A 23,306-nucleotide genomic window follows, 5' to 3' on the forward strand; every position below is an offset into this window, starting at 1 on the left:
TTTCAATCTTATTTTTATGATTGTTATAAAAAGCCCACACGACTATTTGGCGTGGTTAACTACGCAACATTGTACCATAAAATCTAAAAAGACCAACAGCACATTCTGACAAGCCACTCGGTTAATAAGGTCGTGAATAGGCATCACTTTTTTCTGCTGATTGCCGGTATTGTCGTTTATTAGGACTTTGCCAGCCCGCAAAGGCGCTTTGGCGTAATTGGTGATCCAATTGCCGTGGTGGTCGACTATCCAGTTGGGCATGTTGTAAATTATTGCGGTTGGCATAGTTGAATGATTCACCATTTAACAACGCATTTTTTTCGGCAATATTTAATAAATACTGCGCTGGATCACTCTCAATTTGATGCGGCGTCCGGTAACGCAATACATCCCACTGCGTCACAAAATGACCGGTACGATCAAGAATGAACTCGCTATGAAAATCAGGCGTCAAGCGCTTACGATTTAAGTTAGCATCTGAGTTAAATTTAACCCCACGCATATATTTATTATGCAAACGGGCTGGTTCTTTTTTCAACCAGTACGCCCGCTGCTTCTTTTGCCGTTGCGCGACGAATTTTTGAAGTGCTATTTCGTCAGAATCACCGGCAGCCTTAAAATGGGTTCGAATATACTGAATATTTTGTCGGTCTAGATACATTCTAAATTGATGCATGCGCTGATCCGTTAAATCCTGGCCTCTAAAAGCAAGTTGAATACTCTGCGCAAAGGTCTTTAAAAATGGCGCATCCGGTGGCATCTCTGAATAAATTTCAAAATCTTCTGCCGCTAATTGTAAAAAGTGATGCGCATCTAATTGCGCCCCCAACTGCATCAAAACTAAATTAGCCCGCTGCCAATTAATCAAACGATTCGTTGTCCGACCACCATAGGCCTGGTATAACTGCTGATAAAGTGGTGAACCCACGCGATGCAACGCACGATTGGCAGCCGTCAGATTAAACAGCGGTTCTTGTTGTCTAATAATCGCAGCATAAGCCCGCAAGCTATTATCATCCCAATTTTCGGATTCTAGTTGGGCAAAATGAGCAACTAGTCCGCTTTTGGCAGGAAGATGGTATCGTAATTGCGTTGTCTCAAGCCAAAGCGCACTTAAGGCTGCACCATTACTAGGTTCAATCAAATTTTGCATTAACAATTGTGCCAATTTCGCTTGTGTTGCCCCTGGCAATTGCAATAAACGTTTTTCCTGCAACGCTAACAATAATTGTCCCCGTACTTGAGGCAACAATTGTTGCTGTACCATCTGCCGCATAACCGCCGTCGTTTGGCGATCTTGCAATTGGGTCACTAACACCGTTTGCAAATTCATTAATCGTCGTAATTTTTGATTAACCATCTTCTCCACCACCTTATCTTCATTATACCCGTTAATGAGTCAGACGCCGAAAGTTTCACACAAAAAAAGACTGATTAACAAATAATTGTCATCAGTCTTTTTTTGTGTTAGTTAATTATTTTACATATTTCGTAAACGTTCAACCCGTTGTTCGATTGGGGGGTGACTATCAAAGAGGTGCGCCCCAAAACTGCCGCGTCCTTTAAACGGATCTGAGATATACAATGCCGCGCTAGACGGATCAGCGGCTTGCATCGGTTCACTATTGGAAATCTTCAATAAGGCGTTGATTAGGCCTTCTGGATTCCGAGTTAATTCAACACCGGAAGCATCCGCCAAGTATTCACGATTTCGCGACAAGGCCATCTGTGCAATACTAGCGGCTAATGGCCCCAGAATCATTAAAAGAATTGAAAAGACTAAGGCAATCACATTGCCTGCACCACCTTCACGGTCATCATCGCGATCACGACCGCCGCCCCACCACATCATATTACTACCGATATTGACGAGCAACGAGATGACCGCAGCTAACGCCAAAGCAATCGTCGATAAGCGAATATCGTAGTTCTTGATGTGTGAAACCTCGTGGGCAATCACACCTTCTAATTCTTCACGATTTAGCCGAGCCATAATGCCGGACGTTACAGCCACCGCGGCATTTTTCGGATCATTGCCCGTCGCAAAAGCATTGGGACTATCATCGTCAACGATAAAAACCCGCGGCATTGGAATCTGACCGACCATCGCCATATCTTCAACGATATGCCATAAATCGGGATACTGACTGGCATCCTTGATTTCGTGTGCGTGATTCATCTGCATAACCACGTTGGTTGAATTACTAATCATCATCACCATATAAACGGCCGCTAAGACCGCTGCAATGATCACACCCGTCAAGGTATTTTGCATGAAGAGATAACCTAATGCCGCACCAATTGCGAGTACGAGCATCAAGAAACCAATCATCACGTAGACAGTCCGACGTTTATTCTGTGCAATTTGCTCATATAACATTTCAGATCACACTCTAATCGAAAGAAACTTTTGGCACTTCTCTTTCAACTTCTGGCGTTGCTAAGTAAGCCGTCTTTTGGAAGTTGTGTGCCCCAGCGATGATGTTGCCTGGGAAAGTTTCAATTTTATTGTTAAAACGAGTTGCGCTTGAGTTAAACAATTGACGTGCATAAGCAATCTTATTTTCAGTATTCGTTAATTCTTCCATCAACTTCATATATTCAGCATTTGCTTTTAAATCTGGGTAACTTTCCGTTAATGACAAGATACTCTTCAATGATTCTGATAATTGATTAGAAACAGCCATCGTTGCTTGACGATCATCACTTGGCATTTCTAACAATTGATTACGCATTTCTACAACCTTAGTAAATGTTTCTTGTTCATATTTAGCGTAACCTTTCACCGTTGATAATAAGTTAGGAATTAAATCATTCCGACGTTTAAGTTGCACATCAATTTGGCTCCATGATTCATCTGCCCAGTTACGGCTTTTGACCATACCATTATATGTGCTGATGTAAAACGCAACGGTCCCAACGATTAATACTAATATAATAATCACAACTAACCATAGCATAAACTAATCCTCTTTTCTTTTGATATTGTCTTCATAGTAGCAGACTCTTATTCACAAATAAAGCAGAATTATTATTCTTAACAAAATTCAAAAAATATCGCTAATTTAGTGGTAAACTAAAGAGATATCCCTATTAGCAAAGGAAGGTCACACATGTTTTCTGCTCACCCAACAATTGCGGATAGCGGGTTAACTGATCCGCGATTTATCAAACCTAACGCGGCTTTACCAGCCGATTATGTCGCATTGTGTCAAGAAACTAACGGTGGCTTTTTAAGCCGCTTTAGCCTCCCCACTAGCGAACCGACTAGTGATGGCTTAGATCATGTTGAGTGCCACTATCTCGCTGGTATCGCAACCGGCTCACAAGCAGTCATTGAAGTGGCGCAATGGCCTGCTTATTTGATACCATTTAGTCAACACGGTACGCAATATTTTGCATTCGATTATCAACAATCACCTGATAATCCCAGCATTCGCTACATTGATACTGAAGTTGACCAGTGGCTGACGGTGGCATCGTCTTTTTCTCAGTTTCTCGCACAATTAGGTACCAAACCGATTGTTGTCCCTGAAAACGATGATTTGACGCTGACCCCGCTGCAACGTAATCACTACCTATTAATTGCACCTGCTGAACAATTAATGGCGCTACTAGCGCTTTACGAGGCTGATAGCCCCAAAGACTGGTATTTAGACTGGCTGCTCTTTTTCGCCCAAACTGGTACCTTAGAACAGCAAAAATGCGCATTGGACGCTTACCATACACAGCGTTTATATTTTAAACGCCAATTGCCTCAAGCTAAGAGTCAACAGTTGGCGCAAATTTTTGCACAGCAACCTGCACTACTAGCGACTTACCACGCTTATCAAAAGCAATGGTCGCCGCTTTAACTCATTAGAATCGAGATGATTGTTTCATGTTGACTCATATCCGTCAACGTTTATTCAGACCCAGAGAACAATGGGAACAAAACCTTGTTGTTTTGTGGTTTGGGAATTTCATGGCCGGGGTTGCCTTTAGCCTTATCATGCCCTTTATGTCACTTTATATAGATACGTTAGGCGATTTTTCCGCCGCACAACTGAGTATGTGGAGTGGGTTAACCTACTCGATCACCTTCTTAGTAACGGCCATTATCTCGCCTTGGTGGGGCAAAATTGCCGATCGCCGCGGTCGTAAATTAATGTTACTCCGTGCTTCACTGGGGATGGCGATTGTCCTTGGGGCTATGGGCTTAGTCCAAAACGTCTACGAACTAATTGCACTCCGTTTGTTACAAGGCGTCTTTTCTGGTTATATCAGTAACTCAAACGCCCTCATCGCCACTTCCGCTCCTCAAGAAAAGAGTGGTCAAGCTTTAGGAACTCTGACCACCGGGACCGTTTCTGGGACTTTGTTAGGACCCCTACTTGGTGGCGTTGTTGCTGAAATGACTGGTTACCGAACGACCTTCTTCATTACCGGAACGATTTTATTCGTCGTCTTCTTACTCTGTTTAGCTTTCGTTCATGAAAACTTCACACCAATCGAAAAAGGCGATCAAGTTCCTGCTAAACAACTGCTTCAAAATCTTAAATATCCCCATTTAATTATCGGGATGTTCGTCACAACGATGATTATTCAAGCTTCCAACAACTCGATTAGTCCATTGTTAAGTTTGTACGTTCGCCAATTAATGGACCATGGTAAAAACGTCGCGTTAGTCAGTGGGATTGTCGCCGCGATTCCGGGGATTGCGACCCTGATTGCCGCCCCGCGCTTTGGCGCTCTCGGGGATCGCATCGGGTCCGATAAAATCTTGATTGGTGGTTTGATCTTCGCGGTCTTCGTCTACATTCCCCAAGCGTTCGTTCAAAACGTTTGGCAATTAGGCGCTTTGCGCTTACTGGTCGGGATTGCCGATGCGGCTTTATTACCACAAGTTCAAACCATCCTTGCGAAATATTCACCACATAATTCCGCCGGCCGTATTTTCAGTTATAACCAATCCTTCCAAGCAATGGGCAACGTCGCTGGACCGTTAATTGGTTCAAGTGTTTCTGGTATGTTCGGCTATGGTGGGGTCTTCATTTCCACCACCGTCCTAGTCGTGATTAACCTCTTTTGGGTCAATCAAAATACGCGAGTCCTTCGTAAAAATCGAGCGAACGCGGCTAAAAAAACATCTTAACCAAAAGAGTGTGCCATCAGTCGGGGCTATTCTGAGGATTAACAGAGAGTGGCGAATGATTGCTGACAGCAATCGTTTGACATTCGGCGTTAACCGCAAGAATATGACTGATAGAACACGTTTAGCCGCTAAAAATTTGACTAACAAAAAGGGCGCTAAGACAAAATTACTTTTGTCTTAGCGCCCTTTTTTAACTTTAAAACGCGTTTACTCAACCTGACTCCGGTGCCTTGCTACGTTGCACAAACAATCGACTAGGCAATTGCTCGGAGTCAAATCGGTTGATTAATCGCTCTATTTTTTGGTAAATGTTAATTTATTTAGCCATTCCCGATTATGTTTGATGCAGAAATAGCCGATAACTGCGATTAAAATTGAGCCGACCACATCCGCCAATAAATCGCCCATCGTATCAACTAAAGCTGCTTGCCCGCGCAATAAATGACCGTGTGCCATAAAGCGTTGCATATTCAACCCTAACAAACGATCCCCTGTGAATTCATAAAATTCCCAGAAAACCCCAATTGTACTCCCAAACGTTGCGGCAAATAAACTCATCAATAGTGGTGAAATGGTTTGGCGCAAATGGCCTGAAATCAACGCTGAAAAAATTGTATAACCAAGGCCAGCCAATAATCCGGCACTCAAAATATGCAGGAATTTATCCCAATAATAAATTTGACTGTAAAAATGTAGACCGGTCCCTAATAGAATTGAGCAGTAGATGAAAACTAAATAGACTGCATATAATATTTCAGGAAAGCGATATCGCATGAAGCGCTCTAAAATAATTGGCAAAGTGGCAATAACTAAGCCCCCAACAACTTGAACCATCGTAAAAGCCAATCCTGCATTTTGATCAGGATGATTCAACATTTCTTCTAAAGCAATCCCGATATATAATAGATGACTTGCAATCGTGAAGACGTAGACCCAATCGACCCAACGCCAATTTTGTGTTCGTTTTGCCATTCTTTAGCACTCCTTATTCAATTAAATGATGTTTTTCAATATTCCGACTTAAGCGTAAATACGCGATAAAGTGGAAGATGTTCCCCAAGAGGATTAATAATGCCCCGACAACGACATTAAACTGAATCCCCACCAATGCAATTACGTAAATCAGCACACTTCGTAATGGATCATTGCGGATGGCTCGGTAAAATTGTTCCTGTTGTTTCTGATGAATCATCAAATCTTGATGCACCGCCATGAAACGGTACAATACCCAAAATAGCCCCGAAATCACCAACGCCACCAGCGCATAACTTGTGAATGCAAAGCGAATATCCGCTAAATTTCGTTGCGCAACTGCTGCGGATAACAAACTCGTCGGGTAATTAATCAACGTAATGGCAAACAATAGGATTAAATTTAAGATATTGAGTTGCCAATTCGTCCGTTTGATTTTAGCAAAATAGTCATGATGAAATAACCATAACGTTCCTACATAAAAAAATGATAACATATATGCCGCTAAAATGGGCCATTGCGCGATTACGGCTTGCCCCAAATGACCGACCTGGTAGTTGGGTAACTTAAAATCTAACACTAACAGAGTCAGCAAAATCGCAAACACACCATCACTAAATGCTTGTAGCCGATCAATTTTCATTATTATTCTCCTCCATGATTAAACACAATTCTACTATGGTCAAATACATTTGGTTAGTGCATAATAGGGCATAAATAATTCCATTTTTAGGAGGACCTATGCCGTCATCAGCCACTAAAACCGTGCAATTTAAAATTATCTTTGTGCTATACAGCTTACTTTTAGGCTTATTGATTGGTGGTTTAGCCGCCGCCTTTTTAGCGCTTATCAACTTTAGTACACACCTCATTTGGCAAGTTGGTTATTCACATTTCAACCATCCTGTCTATCCCTTAGTCATTGGCCTATTCGGTGGTATCCTCGTTGGTTTAATGCAACGTTATTGGGGGCCTTATCCGAAAACAATGCACGAAACGCTTAGCGAATTCAAGCAAACCGGCACCGTTGCTTATCAGCATCAAGTCGGTAAAAATATCATTGCGGCCTTAGTCGTCTTAGCTTGCGGTGCCAGTTTAGGGCCCGAAGCAGCATTATCAGCTATCGTCGGCGGCTTAATCACTTGGTTGGGCGATCGCCTTAAATTAACAGCCCACCAACAAACACTCTTTTTAAATATGGGGATTGGCGCCATGCTGGCTACTATTTTCCACGCCCCATTCGCTGGTGTGGGTGAAGCTATTGAAAAAACACCGCTTCGTGAACACTTTAAATCCCATTTCAATCAAATGCTATTATATATTCTAACGACGGCCACAGGGTTGCTTGGTTTTACCCTAGTCAATCAATTATTCCCCAAAGAAAGCCCGTTTGCCTTACACACGCCAACCATTCATTGGACATTGGCGGTGTGGCCATTACTCATTTTAGCATTAATTGTCGGATTCGTTTTTGGCAATCTATTCTTAAAAATTGAACAATGGTGTCAGTGGCTTGCCAACACTATTGACCGACCAGTTTTACTCGCCGTTGTTGCCGGCATTTGCCTAGGCGCTTGCGGTCTACTGTCTCCCTACTTCCTTTTTTCCGGGGAACACTATTTGTTAACCTTTACCAAATCCGGCTTGGATCAATCGTTTGGCTATTTACTCTTAATCGGACTGGGCAAAACAGTTTTAACCAATCTCATCTTTGCTTTCGGCTGGCGCGGGGGTAAAATTTTTCCGGCCATCTTTGCCAGTGCAGCAATCGGTTTAAGTTTGGCGGTCCTCTTTCCCTACACCCCCGGAATGCTGGTTGCAACCGTAGTAGCCGTCAGCTGTACAATCATCGTGGCGCAACCATACGTCACGGCAACATTATTACTCTTCTTATTACCGCTTCAATTTTTCCCAATAATTTTAATGGCTTGTATCGGTACGCATAAAATTCAGCAATTATTCATTAAATAACCGTAAAAGGCTCGATTGAACGTCCAATCGAGCCTTTTTTGTGCAAAAAAAAACCAGGGAAATATTCCCCGGTTCCAAAATAATTATTTGGCAGCGTTCTTGTCTGCAAAACCATATTTTTTGTTGAAACGATCGACACGACCATCTGCTTGAGTAAATTTTTGTTTACCAGTGTAGAATGGGTGTGAATCTGATGAAATTTCAACACGAATTAATGGATATGTGTTACCGTCTTCCCATTCAACAGTTTCAGCTGAGTTAGCAGTTGAACCTGAGATGAACTTGAAGCCAGTTGATGAATCCATAAATACAACCTTGTGATAATCTGGATGAATACCTTGTTTCATGTCTTTTCCGCTCCTTTTTACTAAAGTTAGTGTGCCACCGAAATGGCACTCAACTTAAGTTTCGCCCTGAGATATTTACTATGTCAGAGATATTTGTTTACATAACCATTAAATATTAGCACGAATGCCAATAAAAAACAATAGACGTTCGCGGTTATTCTTCAACCATTTTCACGACAGCCCCGAGGCCCGTTAGTTTATCAATAACGCGATCATATCCTCTTAAAATGTTACTTGCATTCGTAATGGTTGTCACCCCGTTGGCCATTAAGCCCGCAATCATTAGACATGCGCCACCGCGAATTTCATCGGCTGACACTTCGGCGCCTTGTAATTTATCCGCATGATGTAATAAGATGACATCATTTTCGATCGAGATATCCGCACCCATCCGAATTAATTCTGGCACATGACGCGTTCGCTTAGGATAAAGTGTGTCAACCACAATCCCTTCTCCTTGTGCTTTCAATAAAAGCGGTGTTAACGGTTGTTGCAAGTCAGTCGCAAACCCAGGATATGGCATTGTCTTGACTTGTACCATCTTCAAATCAGGTGAAGGATAAACAAAAATGCTATCTTCCTTAACGTCCATCTTAACGCCCATTTCTTCTAACTTAGCAAGATAAGCATCCATGTGTTCGCTAATAATATTTTTAACATTCACCCCGTCACCGATGGCAGCTGCCATACTGAGGTAAGTCCCCGCTTCAATCCGATCAGGAATAATCGTGTGCGTATTGCGACCATATAAATGAGCCACGCCATCGATCCGAATAATATCCGTGCCAGCGCCCCGAATTTTGGCCCCCATATTATTTAAGAAAGTGGCAATATCGACAATTTCAGGTTCACGAGCAGCATTTTCAATCACTGTTTGACCTTCAGCACGGACAGCAGCTAATAATAGGTTAATCGTTGCGCCCACTGATGCCATATCTAAATAAATTTTAGCACCGTGTAATCCTTCTGGTGCGTTGATTTCAATTGCACCATGATTATTGGTAACCACCGCACCAAGGGCCTCGAAGCCCTTGATGTGTTGGTCGATAGGCCGTGGGCCGATATCATCGCCACCGGGTAACCCCACGATTGCTTTACCAAAACGGCCTAACAAAGCGCCCATGAAATAATATGAAGCCCGTAAACTTTGAATTTTACCACTTGGTAAAGGTGTTGATACAATATTTGTCGGGTCAATTTCAACCGTATCGCCCGTGAAGGTTGATGTCACCGACATATCTTCCAAAATTGATAGTAAACTGTTGACGTCCTTGATGTGCGGCACACTATCCAGAACAACTTTGGATTCTGCCAAAATCGCTGCTGGGATAATCGCTACCGTACTGTTTTTAGCGCCGCCAATTGTCACTTCCCCTGATAGAAGATTACCGCCTTGAATTAACATTTTTTTCATTTTTTAGATTTCTCCGTTCGATTCATAACAAAAGAACAAACTTTCGTTGACTAATTAACTAAGTTATTGCAACCTAAAGTACGCTTTTGGCTTTCCAAGTTTATTATTTAATTGATTATTGATTTGTTAACTAACCTAAAAACACGTAACACTGTTTCTAAATAAGTCATACACGTATAATAATAATTAATTAATTGCTAAATTACAAGCCATTATCACAATATCATTCGTTTTATAACAAATTATAGTTTATAGCAATAACTTTTTAATTAATTCGGGTAACAATCAGTTTGTGAATCAGTGTACAAAAAAACTCGACCCTTAAAAGAGTCGAGTTTTTGCGGCTTACATTGTGGCGCCAATGAATGCTTTGAATAAACCTTCTGGTTTGTTTGGACGTGATAAAAATTCTGGATGGTATTGCGCAGCCACGAAGAATTTATTTTCTGGAATTTCGATCACTTCAACTAACCGGTTATCAGGTGAAGTCCCAGCAAATACCAAACCTTTATCCGTTAATAAGTCACGGTATTCGTTATTGAATTCATAACGATGACGGTGACGTTGTTGAATAACACTTTGGTTATCATAAGCTTCAGCAGTCTTAGTCCCTGGTTTTAACTTACATGGGTACAAACCAAGACGTTGTGTCCCACCCATATTTTCAAGATCTTTTTGATCTGACATAATGTCGATTAATTTATGTTCAGCTTCTGGATGCACTTCACCAGTTGTCGCATCTGTGATGCCGGCAACGTTGCGGGCAAATTCAATACTTGCCATTTGCATTCCTAAACAAATACCAAGATATGGGACATCATTTTCACGCGCATATTGGATTGAAAGAATCATCCCTTCCAAACCACGATCCCCGAAACCACCAGGTACGATGATGCCATCAAAGCCAGCCAATGTTTCAGCGACATTTTCTTTGGTGATATCTTCTGATTGAATTGGTGTTACTTTAACATCAGTATTATAAGCATAACCTGCGTGACGTAATGCTTCATTCACTGAGATATAAGCATCTTGTAATTCGATATATTTACCAACCAAGGCAATCTTCTTTGTGCCTTCAAGATTCTTGATTGTGTGTAACATGTCGATCCATTCTGTCATGTCAGCTTCTGGCGCTGTCATCTTGAAGTGGTTCAAGACAAAATCATCTAAGCCTTGGTTCTTCAATAACAATGGAATATCGTAGATTGATTCTGCATCGCGTGATTCAACCACTGCTTCAGGTTCAACATCACAGAATTGCGCAATCTTATTCCGCATATCATCTGGAATTGCTTTTTCAGTCCGACAAACCAAGACGTTTGGTTGGATACCAATGCCACGTAATTCTTTAACACTGTGTTGGGTTGGTTTAGTCTTCATTTCACCAGCAGCCTTTAAGTAAGGGACCAATGTGGTGTGAATGTAGATACAGTTTTCAGCACCGACATCCGCCTTCATTTGACGAAGTGCTTCTAAGAATGGTAGTGATTCGATATCACCAACCGTCCCACCGATTTCAGTAATGACGATATCTGAATCAGTTGTTGTCGCAGCCCGCATGATTTTTTCTTTAATCATGTTTGTAATATGTGGAATGACTTGAACAGTTGCGCCAAGGTATTCACCTTTACGTTCTTTACGTAAAACTTCTGAATAAATTTTACCTGTCGTCACGTTAGAATATTTATTTAAATTGTTGTCGATAAAACGTTCGTAATGGCCAAGATCTAAATCAGTTTCAGTACCATCATCTGTTACGAAAACTTCACCATGTTGGTAAGGGCTCATTGTACCGGGATCCACGTTGATGTATGGATCAAATTTTTGAATCGTTACTTTTAAGCCACGATTCTTTAATAAACGACCGAGTGAAGCCGCAACGATTCCTTTACCTAATGAGGAAACAACGCCACCTGTTACAAAAACATATTTGGTCATATAAATATTCTCCTTTTCTTCTTAGCCAATGCTAATCCTTCAGTTCTCTGGGAAACAACAAAAAACAAAAACAAGCTCCCTATTCAAAATGAACAGGGAGCTTGTTAACCGATTCTGGCTTCACAAATAATTGTAAAGCGCCCATAGAATATAATACAAGAAATCTATTTTAGCGTCAAGCAAAAATCACCTAACTTATTAACTGCTTTTAGACGTATTTTTGTAGTACTATAAGGTGATTGTTAAAATCAAGGAGGTTTGCGACTATGGTTCAACCCACAGAAACAATCTTAGCATTAGATATCGGTGGTTCAGCCGTTAAATACGGCTTTTGGACGGCCCAAAAACTCGACTATCAAGACCAGTTTCCAACACCCCTCACCCGGAACAAGTTCTATCAAACAGTAGCTGACATTTGTGCCGCACACGAACCGATTGCTGGTATTGCGGTGAGCTGTCCTGGCGAACCGGACGAAGAAACCGGTATCGTTCACGGCATGAGTTACGTCCCGTTCCTTCATCTGGGTGAGTTTCAACATGATTTTGCAACCCAATTAAACCGCCCCGTCTCCTTACAAAATGATGCCGAAAGTGCCGCTTTAGCAGAAATGACCCGCGGGGTGGGCCAAAAGCACCAAAATGCCTTATTCACAATCATCGGTTCAGGTATTGGTTTGGCAATCGTCCAAGAGGGCGTTATCTTAAAAAATCTTGCCGATAAATTTGACAATCCCGAAAAACGGTTTGCCGATACAATTAAGACACTCAATAATTCAAAAGTCTCCCCCGTCCAAATCGGTAAGACCGTCTCACTAAAAAATTTTAAACTACCTAGTACTATCGACGGCAAGACCGCCTTTGAATTGGCAAAACAAGGCGATCCCATCGCTGCTCAGGAAGTTGACCAGATGTATGCGTCACTCGCTGAAATTCTCCTCTTTTTAAATGCCGCTTATCAACCAGAAATTATCGGAATTGGTGGCGGAATCAGTAATAACCCTGACTTATTGCCAGAACTCAAAGCCCATATTGCTACGTTACTTGCTTCTCCTGATAGTAAAATTAGTTTTTATAAACGCTTCTATCCCAATCCTGACCAAGCCTTTACTAAACCCAATTTACGAACCTGTTATTTTAAAAATGATGCCAATCTAATTGGCGCTGCTTTACATTACGAACACCGCTTTAAGCGCCCTTACTAATCTAAAAAAAGAGGTACTAAGACAAGTCATTTTGTCTTAATACCTCTTTTTTACGTTGACTATTAAGTAAATGACTAAAGTTCATCATCCTCATCGTCGTCTTCGTCTTCATCATCTTCGCTAAATTCTGATAATTGACCTTCGATACCATCTTCCAGTACATCATCTTCGTCATCATCATCATCGCCGATGCTTTGTAAGTCTGCTTTATATTCAGTTAGATCATCACTAGAATCATCATCGGTTACGACAAGTTCTGCGTCATCTTCAACGTCTAAATCTTCGTCTTCAGGATCATCATCACTATAGTCAATAACATCGTCGTCATCAGCCACATCGGCTAAGAAAGCATTAACCTTCTTACGACGTTTCTTCTTAGTTGGTTGGTCTTCTTCATCTTCTGGATGGTTAACTTCTTCATCGACAGATTCATATGGGTACCAAGAACGCAAGCCCCAAACGTTTTCGCCTAAAGAAATAAAGCTACCATCTTCGTTTAAATCTGTATAAAATTGTGATAAGCGTGCACGCACTTCTTCATCACTTTTGCCTAAATAATTTTGGACTTCATTCGTTAAGTCAGCAAATGCAATTGTGTCGCCCTTACCTTCTAAAATTGCGTGAGCGACTTCTATCATTGATAGTTCTTCTTTATTTTGGCCTTTAAAAACGTCTAATTTCAACCAGTACACGTCCTTTCAACAGTCTATCCTTAATCATACTAGTTTAAGCGTTAAAAATCAATCGTAATTTGTAATCACCAACAACCTGCTGACTGATTTCTAATTGATAATGGACAACAACTTCACCGCTAAGTGGTTCATCTGATAATGTCATCAATAAATGATTGGTTGTCGTCAAAACCGGTAAATTGCCGTATTGCGTTTGGTAAAGTGAGCCTTGCGCATCATGCATTTTAAAATAGAGGCGTAATTGTGTCGCATCTTTTTCAGTCCCGCGCGTTAATTGGACTTGCCCATCTTCTGCTAACTTGAAACGCACGGCTGTTTCTTGGCCTTGCGCGTGTTCTAAGTAGCGCAGGTAAGTCGTCGTACCCATTTGAATTAATTCGCCTTCTTCATCGAAAATATGGCTTTCGGTTTGACCATCTTGTGTAATTTCTGTTTCAAGATGGATTTTAATCGGCGTACTCTTTTTGCTAGCCATGATAAACTCCCTCTAAATTCTAAATTAGTTACATTATAAGCCAAACAAATTGGCCATGCCACCTTTGATTAAGCAATCCTACCTTAGTTACAGACAGCTATCTTAATTTAAGCTATAATTAATAGGTATATTAATGAATTGTGAGGTGTTATTTTGCAAGATTTAGCGACTCTTTATCCCCAACAAACATGGGCCATTGTTAACCAACATTTTACGGCCGACCAAGGTCAACTCGCTTTTGCCCATGCAAATACCCTGTTGGCCCTCACCAAAGAACGCCAACAACCAATTATCCATTTTTGGACACTCGAAAAAACCGTGATTTTAGGCATGATGGATACTAAATTGCCCGCTTTAACCGCCGCCACTGATCAATTGACCGCCGCAGGCTATCACTATTTCGTCCGAAATGCTGGCGGCCTCGGCATTGTTGCTGATCCCGGTATTCTCAATCTGGGTTTTTACCTGCCAGAAGTCGCCGATCAACTCTCCATTAATGCGGCTTATGAATTAATGAAGACTCTTTTCAGCGAGACCTTCAATACGGGCAACATCACTATCGAGCATTTTGAAGTTCAGCATTCTTACTGTCCGGGCGAATACGACCTCAGTATCAACGGACAAAAGTTCGCCGGCATTGCCCAACGACGTTCCAAAAATGGCATTGCGATTTTACTATACGCTAGCATTGAAGGCGATCAACACGCACGCGGGACTTTAATGCAGCATTTCTACCACGCTGGCAAAGCCTTGGAACAAACCCGCTGGACCTTTCCAGATGTGCATCCCGAAACAATGGCTAATCTCGCTGATTTACTGCATCAACCACTCACAGTGGCCAGTGTCAGCCAACAACTAATCGCTAGCTTACAAACAAACGCAGGATTAACCCTGCAATCAGATTTACAACCCCTGATGCAAGCATCTGACTATCAAACACAACTCACCAAGAACCGACAATTATTACGCCGGTATCAACCTGGATATCAGCCTTAGAAGGAGATTTTTTTGTGACCTATGCCCCGCAGAAACTAACCCGCGAAAAAGTATTTCGCGATCCTGTTCATAATTATATCCGTGTCGACTATCAAGTAATTCTCGATTTAATCGATACGCCAGAATTTCAACGACTCCGCCGAATTAAGCAGTTGGGCACGACCTCCTATGTCTTCCAAGGGGCAGAACATTCACGATTTACCCATTCTTTAGGCGTTTATGAGATCACGCGTCAAATCTGTGACCAATTCCAAATCAATTACCCCACCAAACAGCCAGGCGATGGTCTTTGGGATGACAGCCAACGACTTGTCGCACTCTGCGCGGCCTTGTTACACGATATCGGCCATGGTGCTTATTCACATACTTTTGAACATATTTTTAACACGGATCATGAATCGATTACGCGCCAAATTATTATGACGCCTGAAACCAAGGTCAATCAAATTCTCAGCCAAGTGGCACCTGATTTCCCGGCAAAAGTGGCGAGCGTCATTGACCACACTTATCCTAATCCTCAGGTGGTCCAGATGATTTCAAGTCAAATTGATGCCGATCGCATGGATTATCTATTGCGGGATGCCTATAATACCGGTACCAAATATGGTGAATTCGATTTAACCCGTGTTTTGCGAGTCATGCGCCCCTACGCTAATGGGATTGCCTTTTTAGCCAACGGCATGCATGCCGTTGAGGATTATATCGTTAGCCGCTTCCAGATGTATCAACAAGTTTATTTCCATCCCGTCTCACGCGGTATGGAAGTCGTCTTACAAAAATTGCTTCAACGCGCTAAATTTCTCTACGAACAACCGGATCATCATCAAAGCTTGGCCCCTCAATTATTGATTCCCTTTTTCGAACAGGATTTCACCTTGCGGGATTATCTTAAACTCGATGATGGCGTCTTAAATACCTATTTTATTTACTGGTTAGACTACCCCGATACCGTTTTGAAGGATTTAGCGGACCGTTTTCTTAGCCGTCGTCCTTTAAAATCGGTGAAATTTAATCCATCAACGGCAGATTGCTTACCAGAGATGCGGGCTCTCACCGAACAAGCCGGTTACAACGCGACTTACTACACCGCCGTTAACAATAGCTTTGACCTCCCCTATGATGCCTATGACCCGTCGGCTAAATCGCCTAAAACCCAGATTGAGATTATTCAATCTGATGGGCAACTGAATGAGCTTTCTTCAATCAGTAACTTGGTCGCAGCCATTTCAGGTAAGTTCTCGGGAGACGAACGGTTCTATTTCCCTAAAGAAATGCGCAATACCGCTAATCTCGAAGTTTTCGCACCAATTTATCAACAATTTAACAGCTACATTAATAATGGTGCGATTCAAGCGCACCCCCACAACCAATAAGGAGTGTTTCTCATTATGTCAATTAAACTCGTCGCAGTCGATATGGATGGTACTTTGTTAAACGAAAATAACGTCCTCAGCCCCAAAACCATTGAAGTGGTCAAAGCCGCTAAAGCCCAAGGCATCAAAGTGGTCCTTTGTACCGGTCGCCCACTCACTGGTGTCACACCTTTCTTACATGAATTAGGCCTCACAGATAGTTCTGATTATGTGATTACCTTTAATGGCGCCTTAGTTCAAAATACCGCTACTGGTGAAATCTTAGTGCGTCACACCCTGACACACGCACAATACTTAGAACTCGAAACACTTTCACGGACAATTGGCGTTCACCTTCACGCCGAAGATGATCAATTCATCTACACGGCTAACCGCGACATCAGTCCTTATACCATTGGCGAAAGTGCCTTGGTTAATATGCCAATTAAATTCCGCCACGTTGATGAAATTGCCCCTGACAAGGCCTTTTCAAAAGTGATGCTGATTGACGATCCTGAAGTTCTAGCTGAAGGTAAAGCCAAGATTCCAGCGGAGTTCTTCGATCGTTATCAATTTGTCCAAAGTGAACCTTATTTCCTAGAAGTCCTCAACACCAAAGCTGGTAAAGGCAATGGCTTACGTGACTTAGCCAATGCGCTGGACATCGACCAATCAGAAGTGATGGCGGTCGGTGATCAAGGCAATGACCTGTCAATGTTGGCTTACGCTGGTTTACCAGTTGCCATGGATAACGCCATTCCTGAACTTAAAAAAATTGCCAAAGTCATTACGAAGAGTAATCACCTCGGTCAAGACGGCGTTGCTTATGCCATCGAAAAATATGCACTCAATAAATAAAATCCTTTAGGAGTCACTTATGAACACCTTTATCGATTATTTTTACCTTTTGCCGCTGATTTTCTTAGCGTTGTTCGTTGTACTACAGTTGACTGAAAAGCGTCGTTTTATCAACGGGATTGTCTTTAATGGCTTTCTTGCCACGGCGGTTGGTGAATTAGCCATTCTCGTTTTTCAATCGGATAGTCGTAACGTTTATTACGTCGCCCTTGCGGCAGCCATTGTCGCCGTTTTAATTATCATGTTTTTCTACCTGTTTGGCTTCTTACTCTTTTTATGGAACGCCTATATTGTTTGGAAAAAGGAAAGCCACACACTTTCGAACATGCTGACCCTATTTATCGGGTTAGGATTAATTGCCCTTTTCTTCGTGCCTATGTTGGCCAACTTACTCCACGTCCCCGAGGATTTACGGGTTTTCATCGGAACAATTAGCACCGTTTTTCTACTTTATATCCCGTTATTTTTCTATTTCTACCTTTCTTCACTGATTATCTACCTATTCAATCGGCCGCGGTATAATCAAGACTACATCATTGTCTTAGGCAGTGGCTTGATTGACGGTCAGTACGTCCCACCACTGTTAGCCAGTCGGATTGAACGGGCAATGACCTTCTACCATCGCCAAGTTAAAAAAGGTCGGCCGGCACCTAAGCTCGTCTTCTCTGGGGGCCAAGGCGGCGATGAAAAATTACCTGAATCGGTCGCCATGCAACGCTACGCAATTGAGCATGGCATCCCTGTCGAACAGACGTTAACGGAAGAAAAATCCGTCAATACGCTTCAAAACATGCAGTTTTCAAAACAAATTATTGAAGCTGACACAGATAAAGATAACCCGCGGATTATCTTCTCAACGAATAACTACCACACTTTCCGTGCTGGACTATTCGCTAAGCAGGCTCACCTCAAAGCTGATGGCATTGGTGCTAAGACGTCGAAATATTTCTTACCGAACGCAACCATCCGGGAATTCATCGCGATTCTCTCGATGAAACGCCATCAGTTATTATTCGTCTCTATCAGCAGTTTACTGCTCGCAATTTTAACAGTTTTATTGAACCATCTCAATTAAAAAAGGACCGACAATTGTCGGTCCTTTTTTTATGCTGCTCGTTGTTTACGAATATAGTGAATTCCTAGTGTAATCAAGATGGTGCCAAAGACAATGCCCGCAAAGACGAGATTGGGAATTTCAATATCAATCGCTGGGATTGATAAGAATAACTTCACCGCGATGAAGAGAATCAAGATATACGCCATCGGATTTAATTCCGGAATCTTTTCCATCAGCCGCGCAATAATCTGGGCAATGCCCCGCATGCAGAGAATCCCAATCATTCCACCAATCAAAACAATCACCGGATTACTTGAAATCGCTAATGAGGCTAAAACTGAATCAATCGAGAAGACGATATCCATTAATTCAATTGAAATAACTGTGCGCCAGAAGCGATGTGGGCTACTAATTTTTGTCTCTGGTTTCTTAACTTGCTTAGGTTGTTTTTGTTTCCTGAAATAAGCATAGACTAAATAAACTAAATAGAGCGAACCTGCGACTTTGATCTCCCATAAATGGATTAAGAAAGTCCCAACCCCAATAATGATAAAGCGGAATAGATAGGCACCCCACAAACCATAAACCAGTGATTTTTCCTGTTCAATTTTCGTTGGTAAGCTTTGGGTTTGTGCAGCTAACACAACCGCATTATCAACTGATAACAAGCATTCCATAATCACCAATGTTAAAATCAACAACCAATCTTCAGAAGAACGTATCACTGTCTGCCAGTTATTTAATTCAAAAAAAGGTTGGTACAATTGTACAATCCAATTCATACGATAGGCCTCAATTACTTTAATTTTTAACTCGTTCTTATCTTAACGATTTTTCATGAAAATAACAAATATTATCTTACTTTATTATCATACTAGCCCCTAATTATTTCTTCCAGCTTAGAAATACGGTATAATTTTTAATGAAAATAATTAATAGTATGGAGGGATCGCTTTATGATTAAAGAATTTAAAGAGTTTATTATGCGCGGCAACGTGCTCGATATGGCAGTCGGTGTTATTTTAGGGGCTGCGTTGAAAAGTATTGTGGATTCATTAACGGTTAACTTAATCAATCCAATTATCGCCTTATTCATTGGGAAAGTTGATTTATCAGGCATTGCTTTAACCATTCCGGGAACAAAAGCCGTCTTTAAAATCGGGAACTTCCTCAACGACGTGATCAATTTCTTAATCATCGCCTTTATCGTCTTTATCATTGTCAAAGGATTCAATAAACTTCGTGACATGGGCAAGAAGACCGAAGCGGAAGCGGAAGAAGCAGCACCAACTCAAGAAGAATTATATTTAAAAGAAATCCGCGATCTATTAGCAGACAAGGATCATCAATAAGCTATTATTCAAGCCAGCAAAATTTGGCGATTAAAAAGAGTGGGCCCAAAATTACTTTTGGCCCACTCTTTTTAATTACTTTTTAAGTTTATGATGCATGATTGTTTCAACAGTTTGCTTCATCCGCCAATTATACTGGTCGTCTTCTAAAAGCAACATTGATAAAATATCGATGACATAGGTCAACGCAAACTGTGAATTCATAAACCGCGCACTAGCAAAGCGAATGCTATCTTCAACAAATAACGTTAATTCACTCGCGGCCGCCAAAGGGCTGTCTGTCCCACTGGTGATTGCAGCCGTTTTAGCTCCGTTTTCCCGCGCATTTTGAACTGCTTGATTCACTTCAGCTGTATTACCAGAATTCGAGAGTCCAATCACTAAATCAGTCTTATTAATAATTCGAGAAGTCATCAACATCATATGACTCTCGGTCACAACAGTTGCTTGAATCCCCATTCGGGTTAGTCGTTGCCCGAACTCCGCCGCCGTATATCCTGAACTACCCAACCCATAAATAAAAAGCTGCTGACTATTTTTAATCCAACTGACTAGCTGATCAAGATCCGTTTGTTTAATCCGTGCTTGTGTCTTGGTAATGACATCTTGATAAAACTGATAAATCTCAACGGATGTTTGTGACTCATGATTAACCTGCCCTTGAACCCCCATCATTGTTGGCTGATTTCCTTCGTTAAATTGTAATTTAAAGTCAACAAAGTTACGGCAGCCAATCTTACGCACAAACCGTGAAATAGTTGAATTACTAACTTTTAGTTCAGCGGCTAGTTCATCAATCCCCACTCGCTGAATTGTTGCGCCTTTTTGAATCACCGCTAAGGCAACTTTCTGTTCTTGTGGTGATAAAAAAGAATATTGCTGTTTAATATGCTCGATAATTGCCATTATAGCTCCTTTAAAGAACCGAGATCTGTCTTTCTCTTTATTATAGAAGACCTCACGAATTTTAGAAAGACCGGCGCTTATTTAACTTGAATCGCATCGACATAATGCTTAGCAATCAACTGCGGACGTGTGATACTTGAACCCACGACAACGCTATGACAACCGAGTTTAAGAACCGCGGCTGCCTTTTCAGGAGTATCGATTTTACCTTCTGCAATCACTGGTGCTTGAGATAGCGCCAAGACCTTTTTCAAGTAGTCGAAATCGTTATCGGCAATATTACAACCTTCCGTTGCTGGTGTATAGCCATACATCGTTGTGCCGATAATGTCAAAGCCCAATCGGTTAGCTTCTTTCACATCATCAAGACTGGCTGTATCAGCCATTAATAGTGTCCCAGGATATTCCGTCCGCATGGTTTCGACAATCGTTGCTAATTGTTCCCCGTGCGGCCGTGGGCGCCCAGTGACATCGCAAGCCACAACCGCTGCACCAGTCGCTGCGATTCCCCGCATTTCCTTCAGCGTTGGTGTGATATAGATTGGCGCATCCGGGTAATCGACCTTATCTAAACCAATTATGGGCAGTGGTACGGTATCCATAATCGCTTGCACATCCACAACAGAATTCGACCGGATAGCACTGGCACCCGCTTCATAAGCCGCCTTTGCCATCCGTGCCATGATAAATGAACTATGGAGTGGTTCATCTGCTAATGCCTGACACGAGATAATGAGTTGCCCTTTAGTCGTTTCCAAGAAATGATTTGCCATTCTAATTGCCCTCTTTTTATTAAGATTACGCTTACAAACAGCATACGACGCACTTTCATTTTCAGCAATCATCACTATTGGAAATCTTTTTCAATCGGCCGCAAAAAAAGAAGTCACCACATATAATGCGGCGACTCCCGATTAATTTCTGATTAACGTTTAAATCTGTTTTCGAACAATGGACTAACTGGTTTATTTTCATGGATCCGTTTGATCGCATCCCCGATTAGTGGGCCGACTGAAACTTGAACCATCTTATCAATTAGTTTTTCTTTTGGAAGGTCGATTGAATCTGTAACAATCATTTGCTTGATAACTGAATCTTCAATCCGTTGGATAGCAGGACCTGATAAAACAGGGTGTGTACAGCAAGCAAAGACTTCAGTAGCACCGGCGTCTTTTAAAGCTTGAGCTGCTAATGTGATTGTCCCAGCAGTATCAATCATATCATCGATGATGATAGCACGTTTACCATTAACGTTACCAATAATGTTCATGACTTCTGAAACATTAGGTCTTGGACGACGTTTATCGATAATTGCGATGGGGGTCTTCAAGAAGTCAGCTAATTTACGAGCACGTGTCACACCACCGTGATCAGGTGAAACAACAACGGCATTTTCAGCCAAATCATTGCTCAAGAAATAATCAGCCAATAAAGGAGCACCCATCAAGTGATCCACTGGAATATCGAAGAATCCTTGGATTTGTACGGCATGTAAGTCTAGTGCTAAAATCCGATTAGCCCCTGCCATCGTCAACATATTAGCCACTAATTTAGCAGTAATCGGTTCACGTGAGCGAGCCTTACGATCTTGACGTGCGTAACCGTAATAAGGTAACACAACGTTGATTGTTTTAGCAGATGCACGACGCAATGCATCAATCATAATCATGATTTCCATCAAGTTATCATTAACTGGTGCAGATGTTGATTGAATGATGAAAATTTCGTCGCCACGAATACTTTCTTCAATATTGATCTGAATTTCACCATCACTAAAACGTTTAACAGAAGATTTTCCTAAAGGAACCCCAACTTCAGCTGCGATTTTCTCAGCTAAGGGCTTATTAGAGTTCAAAGCAAAGATTTTCAACTTAGGGTCGAAATATTGTTCAGACATGTCAGCCTCCAAAAATTTAAGTAAGTACCTATTTAAATTCTAGGCATTTTCGCAATGAAAATCAAGATTAAAACCTAAAAAAGATTTTAATTTACGCTAAGTAAGCGCTGTTCATTAGAAATACAAGAGAGAATTAAATGTTAATAGCTATAACCATCGAACCTCCCGTTTAGTATACCGTTAAATTCCAAAAAATGCTTGGTTATTTTTACTCGTGAATTAATTTGTCATCCAACTTGTGATTCATTTTCAAACTGGTTATACTCATTTTACAAGGAGGACTTTCAATGAATCAATTTAAATACATGCTATTCAACAATTTACCGGTAGCAGTCATCGTCGCTGCGCTATTACTTGACCGCTTTTTTCACTTGCAATATTTTTCTTTTCTAATTGCCATTATCCTTGTCTGTTTGGTCACTATTTACCGTCAATACGTTTTTTACCCCAAGTACCCTCAATATAATCCAAAACAACATATAGTAACTAAGGCCGCTAATATTTGCACCTTAATTGCACTGGTGGTCTACCTTGGTTTCTTACTGTTAACACAACATTCCAGTATTTCATTCTGGCCAGTTATTCTATTATTTAGTCTTGTGCGTGACTATTTTTCGCCACTTAAAGCGGCTTAGTATCGTGGCTATCACACCATCAAAAAAGCTCATTAATCCTTCTTTAGGATTAATGAGCTTTTTTGGTTGATCAATTATACACGTTGCAGTGAACTTTGATTTAAAACG

At 41.5% G+C, this 23,306-nt stretch carries 24 protein-coding genes; 10 read left to right on the forward strand and 14 right to left on the reverse strand.

All coding sequences use genetic code 11. The annotated features are described in order from the left end of the window. Nucleotides 1-121: 121 nt before the first annotated feature. The 3 genes from C0213_08920 to C0213_08930 form a co-directional block, all read right to left on the reverse strand. Entirely contained in the window at nucleotides 122-1,360 is a 1,239-nt protein-coding gene (locus C0213_08920) for a hypothetical protein (GenBank protein AUX12530.1), read from the reverse strand. Between the two features lie 120 nt (nucleotides 1,361-1,480). After that, complete coding sequence (locus C0213_08925; GenBank protein ID AUX12531.1) at nucleotides 1,481-2,380, reverse strand: zinc metalloprotease HtpX; 900 nt, start codon at nucleotides 2,378-2,380, stop codon at nucleotides 1,481-1,483. 13 nt (nucleotides 2,381-2,393) lie between these two features. After that, entirely contained in the window at nucleotides 2,394-2,960 is a 567-nt protein-coding gene (locus C0213_08930) for a hypothetical protein (protein ID AUX12532.1), read from the reverse strand. 153 nt (nucleotides 2,961-3,113) lie between these two features. Between C0213_08930 and C0213_08935 the strand changes: the two genes are divergently transcribed. Beyond that, nucleotides 3,114-3,854 (forward strand): SMI1/KNR4 family protein, encoded by a 741-nt coding sequence (locus C0213_08935; protein ID AUX12533.1) that lies wholly within the window; start codon nucleotides 3,114-3,116, stop codon nucleotides 3,852-3,854. Nucleotides 3,855-3,880: 26 nt separating this feature from the next. Then, complete coding sequence (locus tag C0213_08940; protein AUX12534.1) at nucleotides 3,881-5,134, forward strand: multidrug transporter subunit MdtG; 1,254 nt, start codon at nucleotides 3,881-3,883, stop codon at nucleotides 5,132-5,134. Between the two features lie 294 nt (nucleotides 5,135-5,428). On the opposite strand, the gene C0213_08945 is transcribed toward C0213_08940, so the two are convergent. Then, nucleotides 5,429-6,106: a hypothetical protein gene (locus C0213_08945; GenBank protein ID AUX12535.1), complete on the reverse strand. Its 678-nt coding sequence runs from the start codon at nucleotides 6,104-6,106 to the stop codon at nucleotides 5,429-5,431. A gap of 13 nt (nucleotides 6,107-6,119) precedes the next feature. After that, nucleotides 6,120-6,749, reverse strand: coding sequence for a DUF1211 domain-containing protein (locus C0213_08950; GenBank protein ID AUX12536.1), 630 nt, complete (start codon nucleotides 6,747-6,749; stop codon nucleotides 6,120-6,122). Nucleotides 6,750-6,847: 98 nt separating this feature from the next. On the opposite strand from C0213_08950, the gene C0213_08955 reads away from it, so the two are divergent. Continuing rightward, nucleotides 6,848-8,077, forward strand: coding sequence for a chloride channel protein (locus tag C0213_08955; GenBank protein AUX12537.1), 1,230 nt, complete (start codon nucleotides 6,848-6,850; stop codon nucleotides 8,075-8,077). An 83-nt stretch (nucleotides 8,078-8,160) separates the two neighbouring features. Here C0213_08955 and rpmE2 read toward each other — a convergent pair whose 3' ends face one another. The 3 genes from rpmE2 to C0213_08970 all read right to left on the reverse strand — a co-directional run bounded on the left by rpmE2 (nucleotide 8,161) and on the right by C0213_08970 (nucleotide 11,776). Beyond that, entirely contained in the window at nucleotides 8,161-8,424 is a 264-nt protein-coding gene (gene rpmE2 / locus C0213_08960) for a 50S ribosomal protein L31 type B (GenBank protein ID AUX12538.1), read from the reverse strand. Nucleotides 8,425-8,578: 154 nt separating this feature from the next. Beyond that, nucleotides 8,579-9,838 carry a UDP-N-acetylglucosamine 1-carboxyvinyltransferase gene (locus C0213_08965; protein ID AUX12539.1) on the reverse strand — a complete coding sequence of 420 codons (1,260 nt, stop codon included), beginning with the start codon at nucleotides 9,836-9,838 and terminating at the stop codon, nucleotides 8,579-8,581. A 345-nt stretch (nucleotides 9,839-10,183) separates the two neighbouring features. Beyond that, nucleotides 10,184-11,776: a CTP synthase gene (locus C0213_08970; protein ID AUX12540.1), complete on the reverse strand. Its 1,593-nt coding sequence runs from the start codon at nucleotides 11,774-11,776 to the stop codon at nucleotides 10,184-10,186. Between the two features lie 266 nt (nucleotides 11,777-12,042). On the opposite strand from C0213_08970, the gene C0213_08975 reads away from it, so the two are divergent. Then, on the forward strand, nucleotides 12,043-12,978 hold the full coding sequence (locus tag C0213_08975) for an ROK family protein (GenBank protein ID AUX12541.1): 936 nt from the start codon (nucleotides 12,043-12,045) through the stop codon (nucleotides 12,976-12,978). Nucleotides 12,979-13,052: 74 nt separating this feature from the next. Here C0213_08975 and C0213_08980 read toward each other — a convergent pair whose 3' ends face one another. Together C0213_08980 and C0213_08985 are read right to left on the reverse strand one after the other, a co-directional pair. Continuing rightward, entirely contained in the window at nucleotides 13,053-13,661 is a 609-nt protein-coding gene (locus tag C0213_08980) for a DNA-directed RNA polymerase subunit delta (protein ID AUX12542.1), read from the reverse strand. A 43-nt stretch (nucleotides 13,662-13,704) separates the two neighbouring features. Continuing rightward, complete coding sequence (locus tag C0213_08985; GenBank protein ID AUX12543.1) at nucleotides 13,705-14,145, reverse strand: DUF1934 domain-containing protein; 441 nt, start codon at nucleotides 14,143-14,145, stop codon at nucleotides 13,705-13,707. Nucleotides 14,146-14,298: 153 nt separating this feature from the next. On the opposite strand from C0213_08985, the gene C0213_08990 reads away from it, so the two are divergent. From C0213_08990 to C0213_09005, 4 genes are all read left to right on the forward strand, one after another. Beyond that, on the forward strand, nucleotides 14,299-15,141 hold the full coding sequence (locus C0213_08990; protein ID AUX12544.1) for a lipoate--protein ligase: 843 nt from the start codon (nucleotides 14,299-14,301) through the stop codon (nucleotides 15,139-15,141). A 14-nt stretch (nucleotides 15,142-15,155) separates the two neighbouring features. Next, the gene (locus tag C0213_08995) at nucleotides 15,156-16,514 is read left to right on the forward strand and encodes a hypothetical protein (GenBank protein AUX12545.1); all 1,359 of its coding nucleotides are present in this window, start codon (nucleotides 15,156-15,158) and stop codon (nucleotides 16,512-16,514) included. Nucleotides 16,515-16,529: 15 nt separating this feature from the next. Then, a complete protein-coding gene (locus tag C0213_09000) occupies nucleotides 16,530-17,351 on the forward strand; it encodes a sugar-phosphatase (GenBank protein ID AUX12546.1) in 822 nt (273 codons plus the stop codon). 241 nt (nucleotides 17,352-17,592) lie between these two features. Next, a complete protein-coding gene (locus C0213_09005; protein AUX12837.1) occupies nucleotides 17,593-18,426 on the forward strand; it encodes a YdcF family protein in 834 nt (277 codons plus the stop codon). Between the two features lie 29 nt (nucleotides 18,427-18,455). Here C0213_09005 and C0213_09010 read toward each other — a convergent pair whose 3' ends face one another. Then, nucleotides 18,456-19,190: a hypothetical protein gene (locus C0213_09010; protein AUX12547.1), complete on the reverse strand. Its 735-nt coding sequence runs from the start codon at nucleotides 19,188-19,190 to the stop codon at nucleotides 18,456-18,458. A 174-nt stretch (nucleotides 19,191-19,364) separates the two neighbouring features. Here C0213_09010 and mscL point away from each other — a divergent pair, with 174 nt between their 5' ends. Further along, nucleotides 19,365-19,760: a large conductance mechanosensitive channel protein MscL gene (gene mscL, locus C0213_09015; protein ID AUX12548.1), complete on the forward strand. Its 396-nt coding sequence runs from the start codon at nucleotides 19,365-19,367 to the stop codon at nucleotides 19,758-19,760. Between the two features lie 75 nt (nucleotides 19,761-19,835). On the opposite strand, the gene C0213_09020 is transcribed toward mscL, so the two are convergent. From C0213_09020 to C0213_09030, 3 genes are all read right to left on the reverse strand, one after another. Beyond that, the gene (locus tag C0213_09020; protein ID AUX12549.1) at nucleotides 19,836-20,666 is read right to left on the reverse strand and encodes an RpiR family transcriptional regulator; all 831 of its coding nucleotides are present in this window, start codon (nucleotides 20,664-20,666) and stop codon (nucleotides 19,836-19,838) included. 77 nt (nucleotides 20,667-20,743) lie between these two features. After that, complete coding sequence (locus tag C0213_09025) at nucleotides 20,744-21,439, reverse strand: N-acetylmannosamine-6-phosphate 2-epimerase (GenBank protein ID AUX12550.1); 696 nt, start codon at nucleotides 21,437-21,439, stop codon at nucleotides 20,744-20,746. 152 nt (nucleotides 21,440-21,591) lie between these two features. Next, on the reverse strand, nucleotides 21,592-22,563 hold the full coding sequence (locus C0213_09030; GenBank protein AUX12551.1) for a ribose-phosphate pyrophosphokinase: 972 nt from the start codon (nucleotides 22,561-22,563) through the stop codon (nucleotides 21,592-21,594). 287 nt (nucleotides 22,564-22,850) lie between these two features. Between C0213_09030 and C0213_09035 the strand changes: the two genes are divergently transcribed. After that, nucleotides 22,851-23,198, forward strand: coding sequence for a hypothetical protein (locus tag C0213_09035; protein ID AUX12552.1), 348 nt, complete (start codon nucleotides 22,851-22,853; stop codon nucleotides 23,196-23,198). The last annotated feature ends 108 nt before the right edge of the window (nucleotides 23,199-23,306 follow it).

Source organism: Latilactobacillus sakei (assembly GCA_002953655.1).
Taxonomy (GTDB): Bacteria; Bacillota; Bacilli; order Lactobacillales; family Lactobacillaceae; genus Latilactobacillus; species Latilactobacillus sakei_A.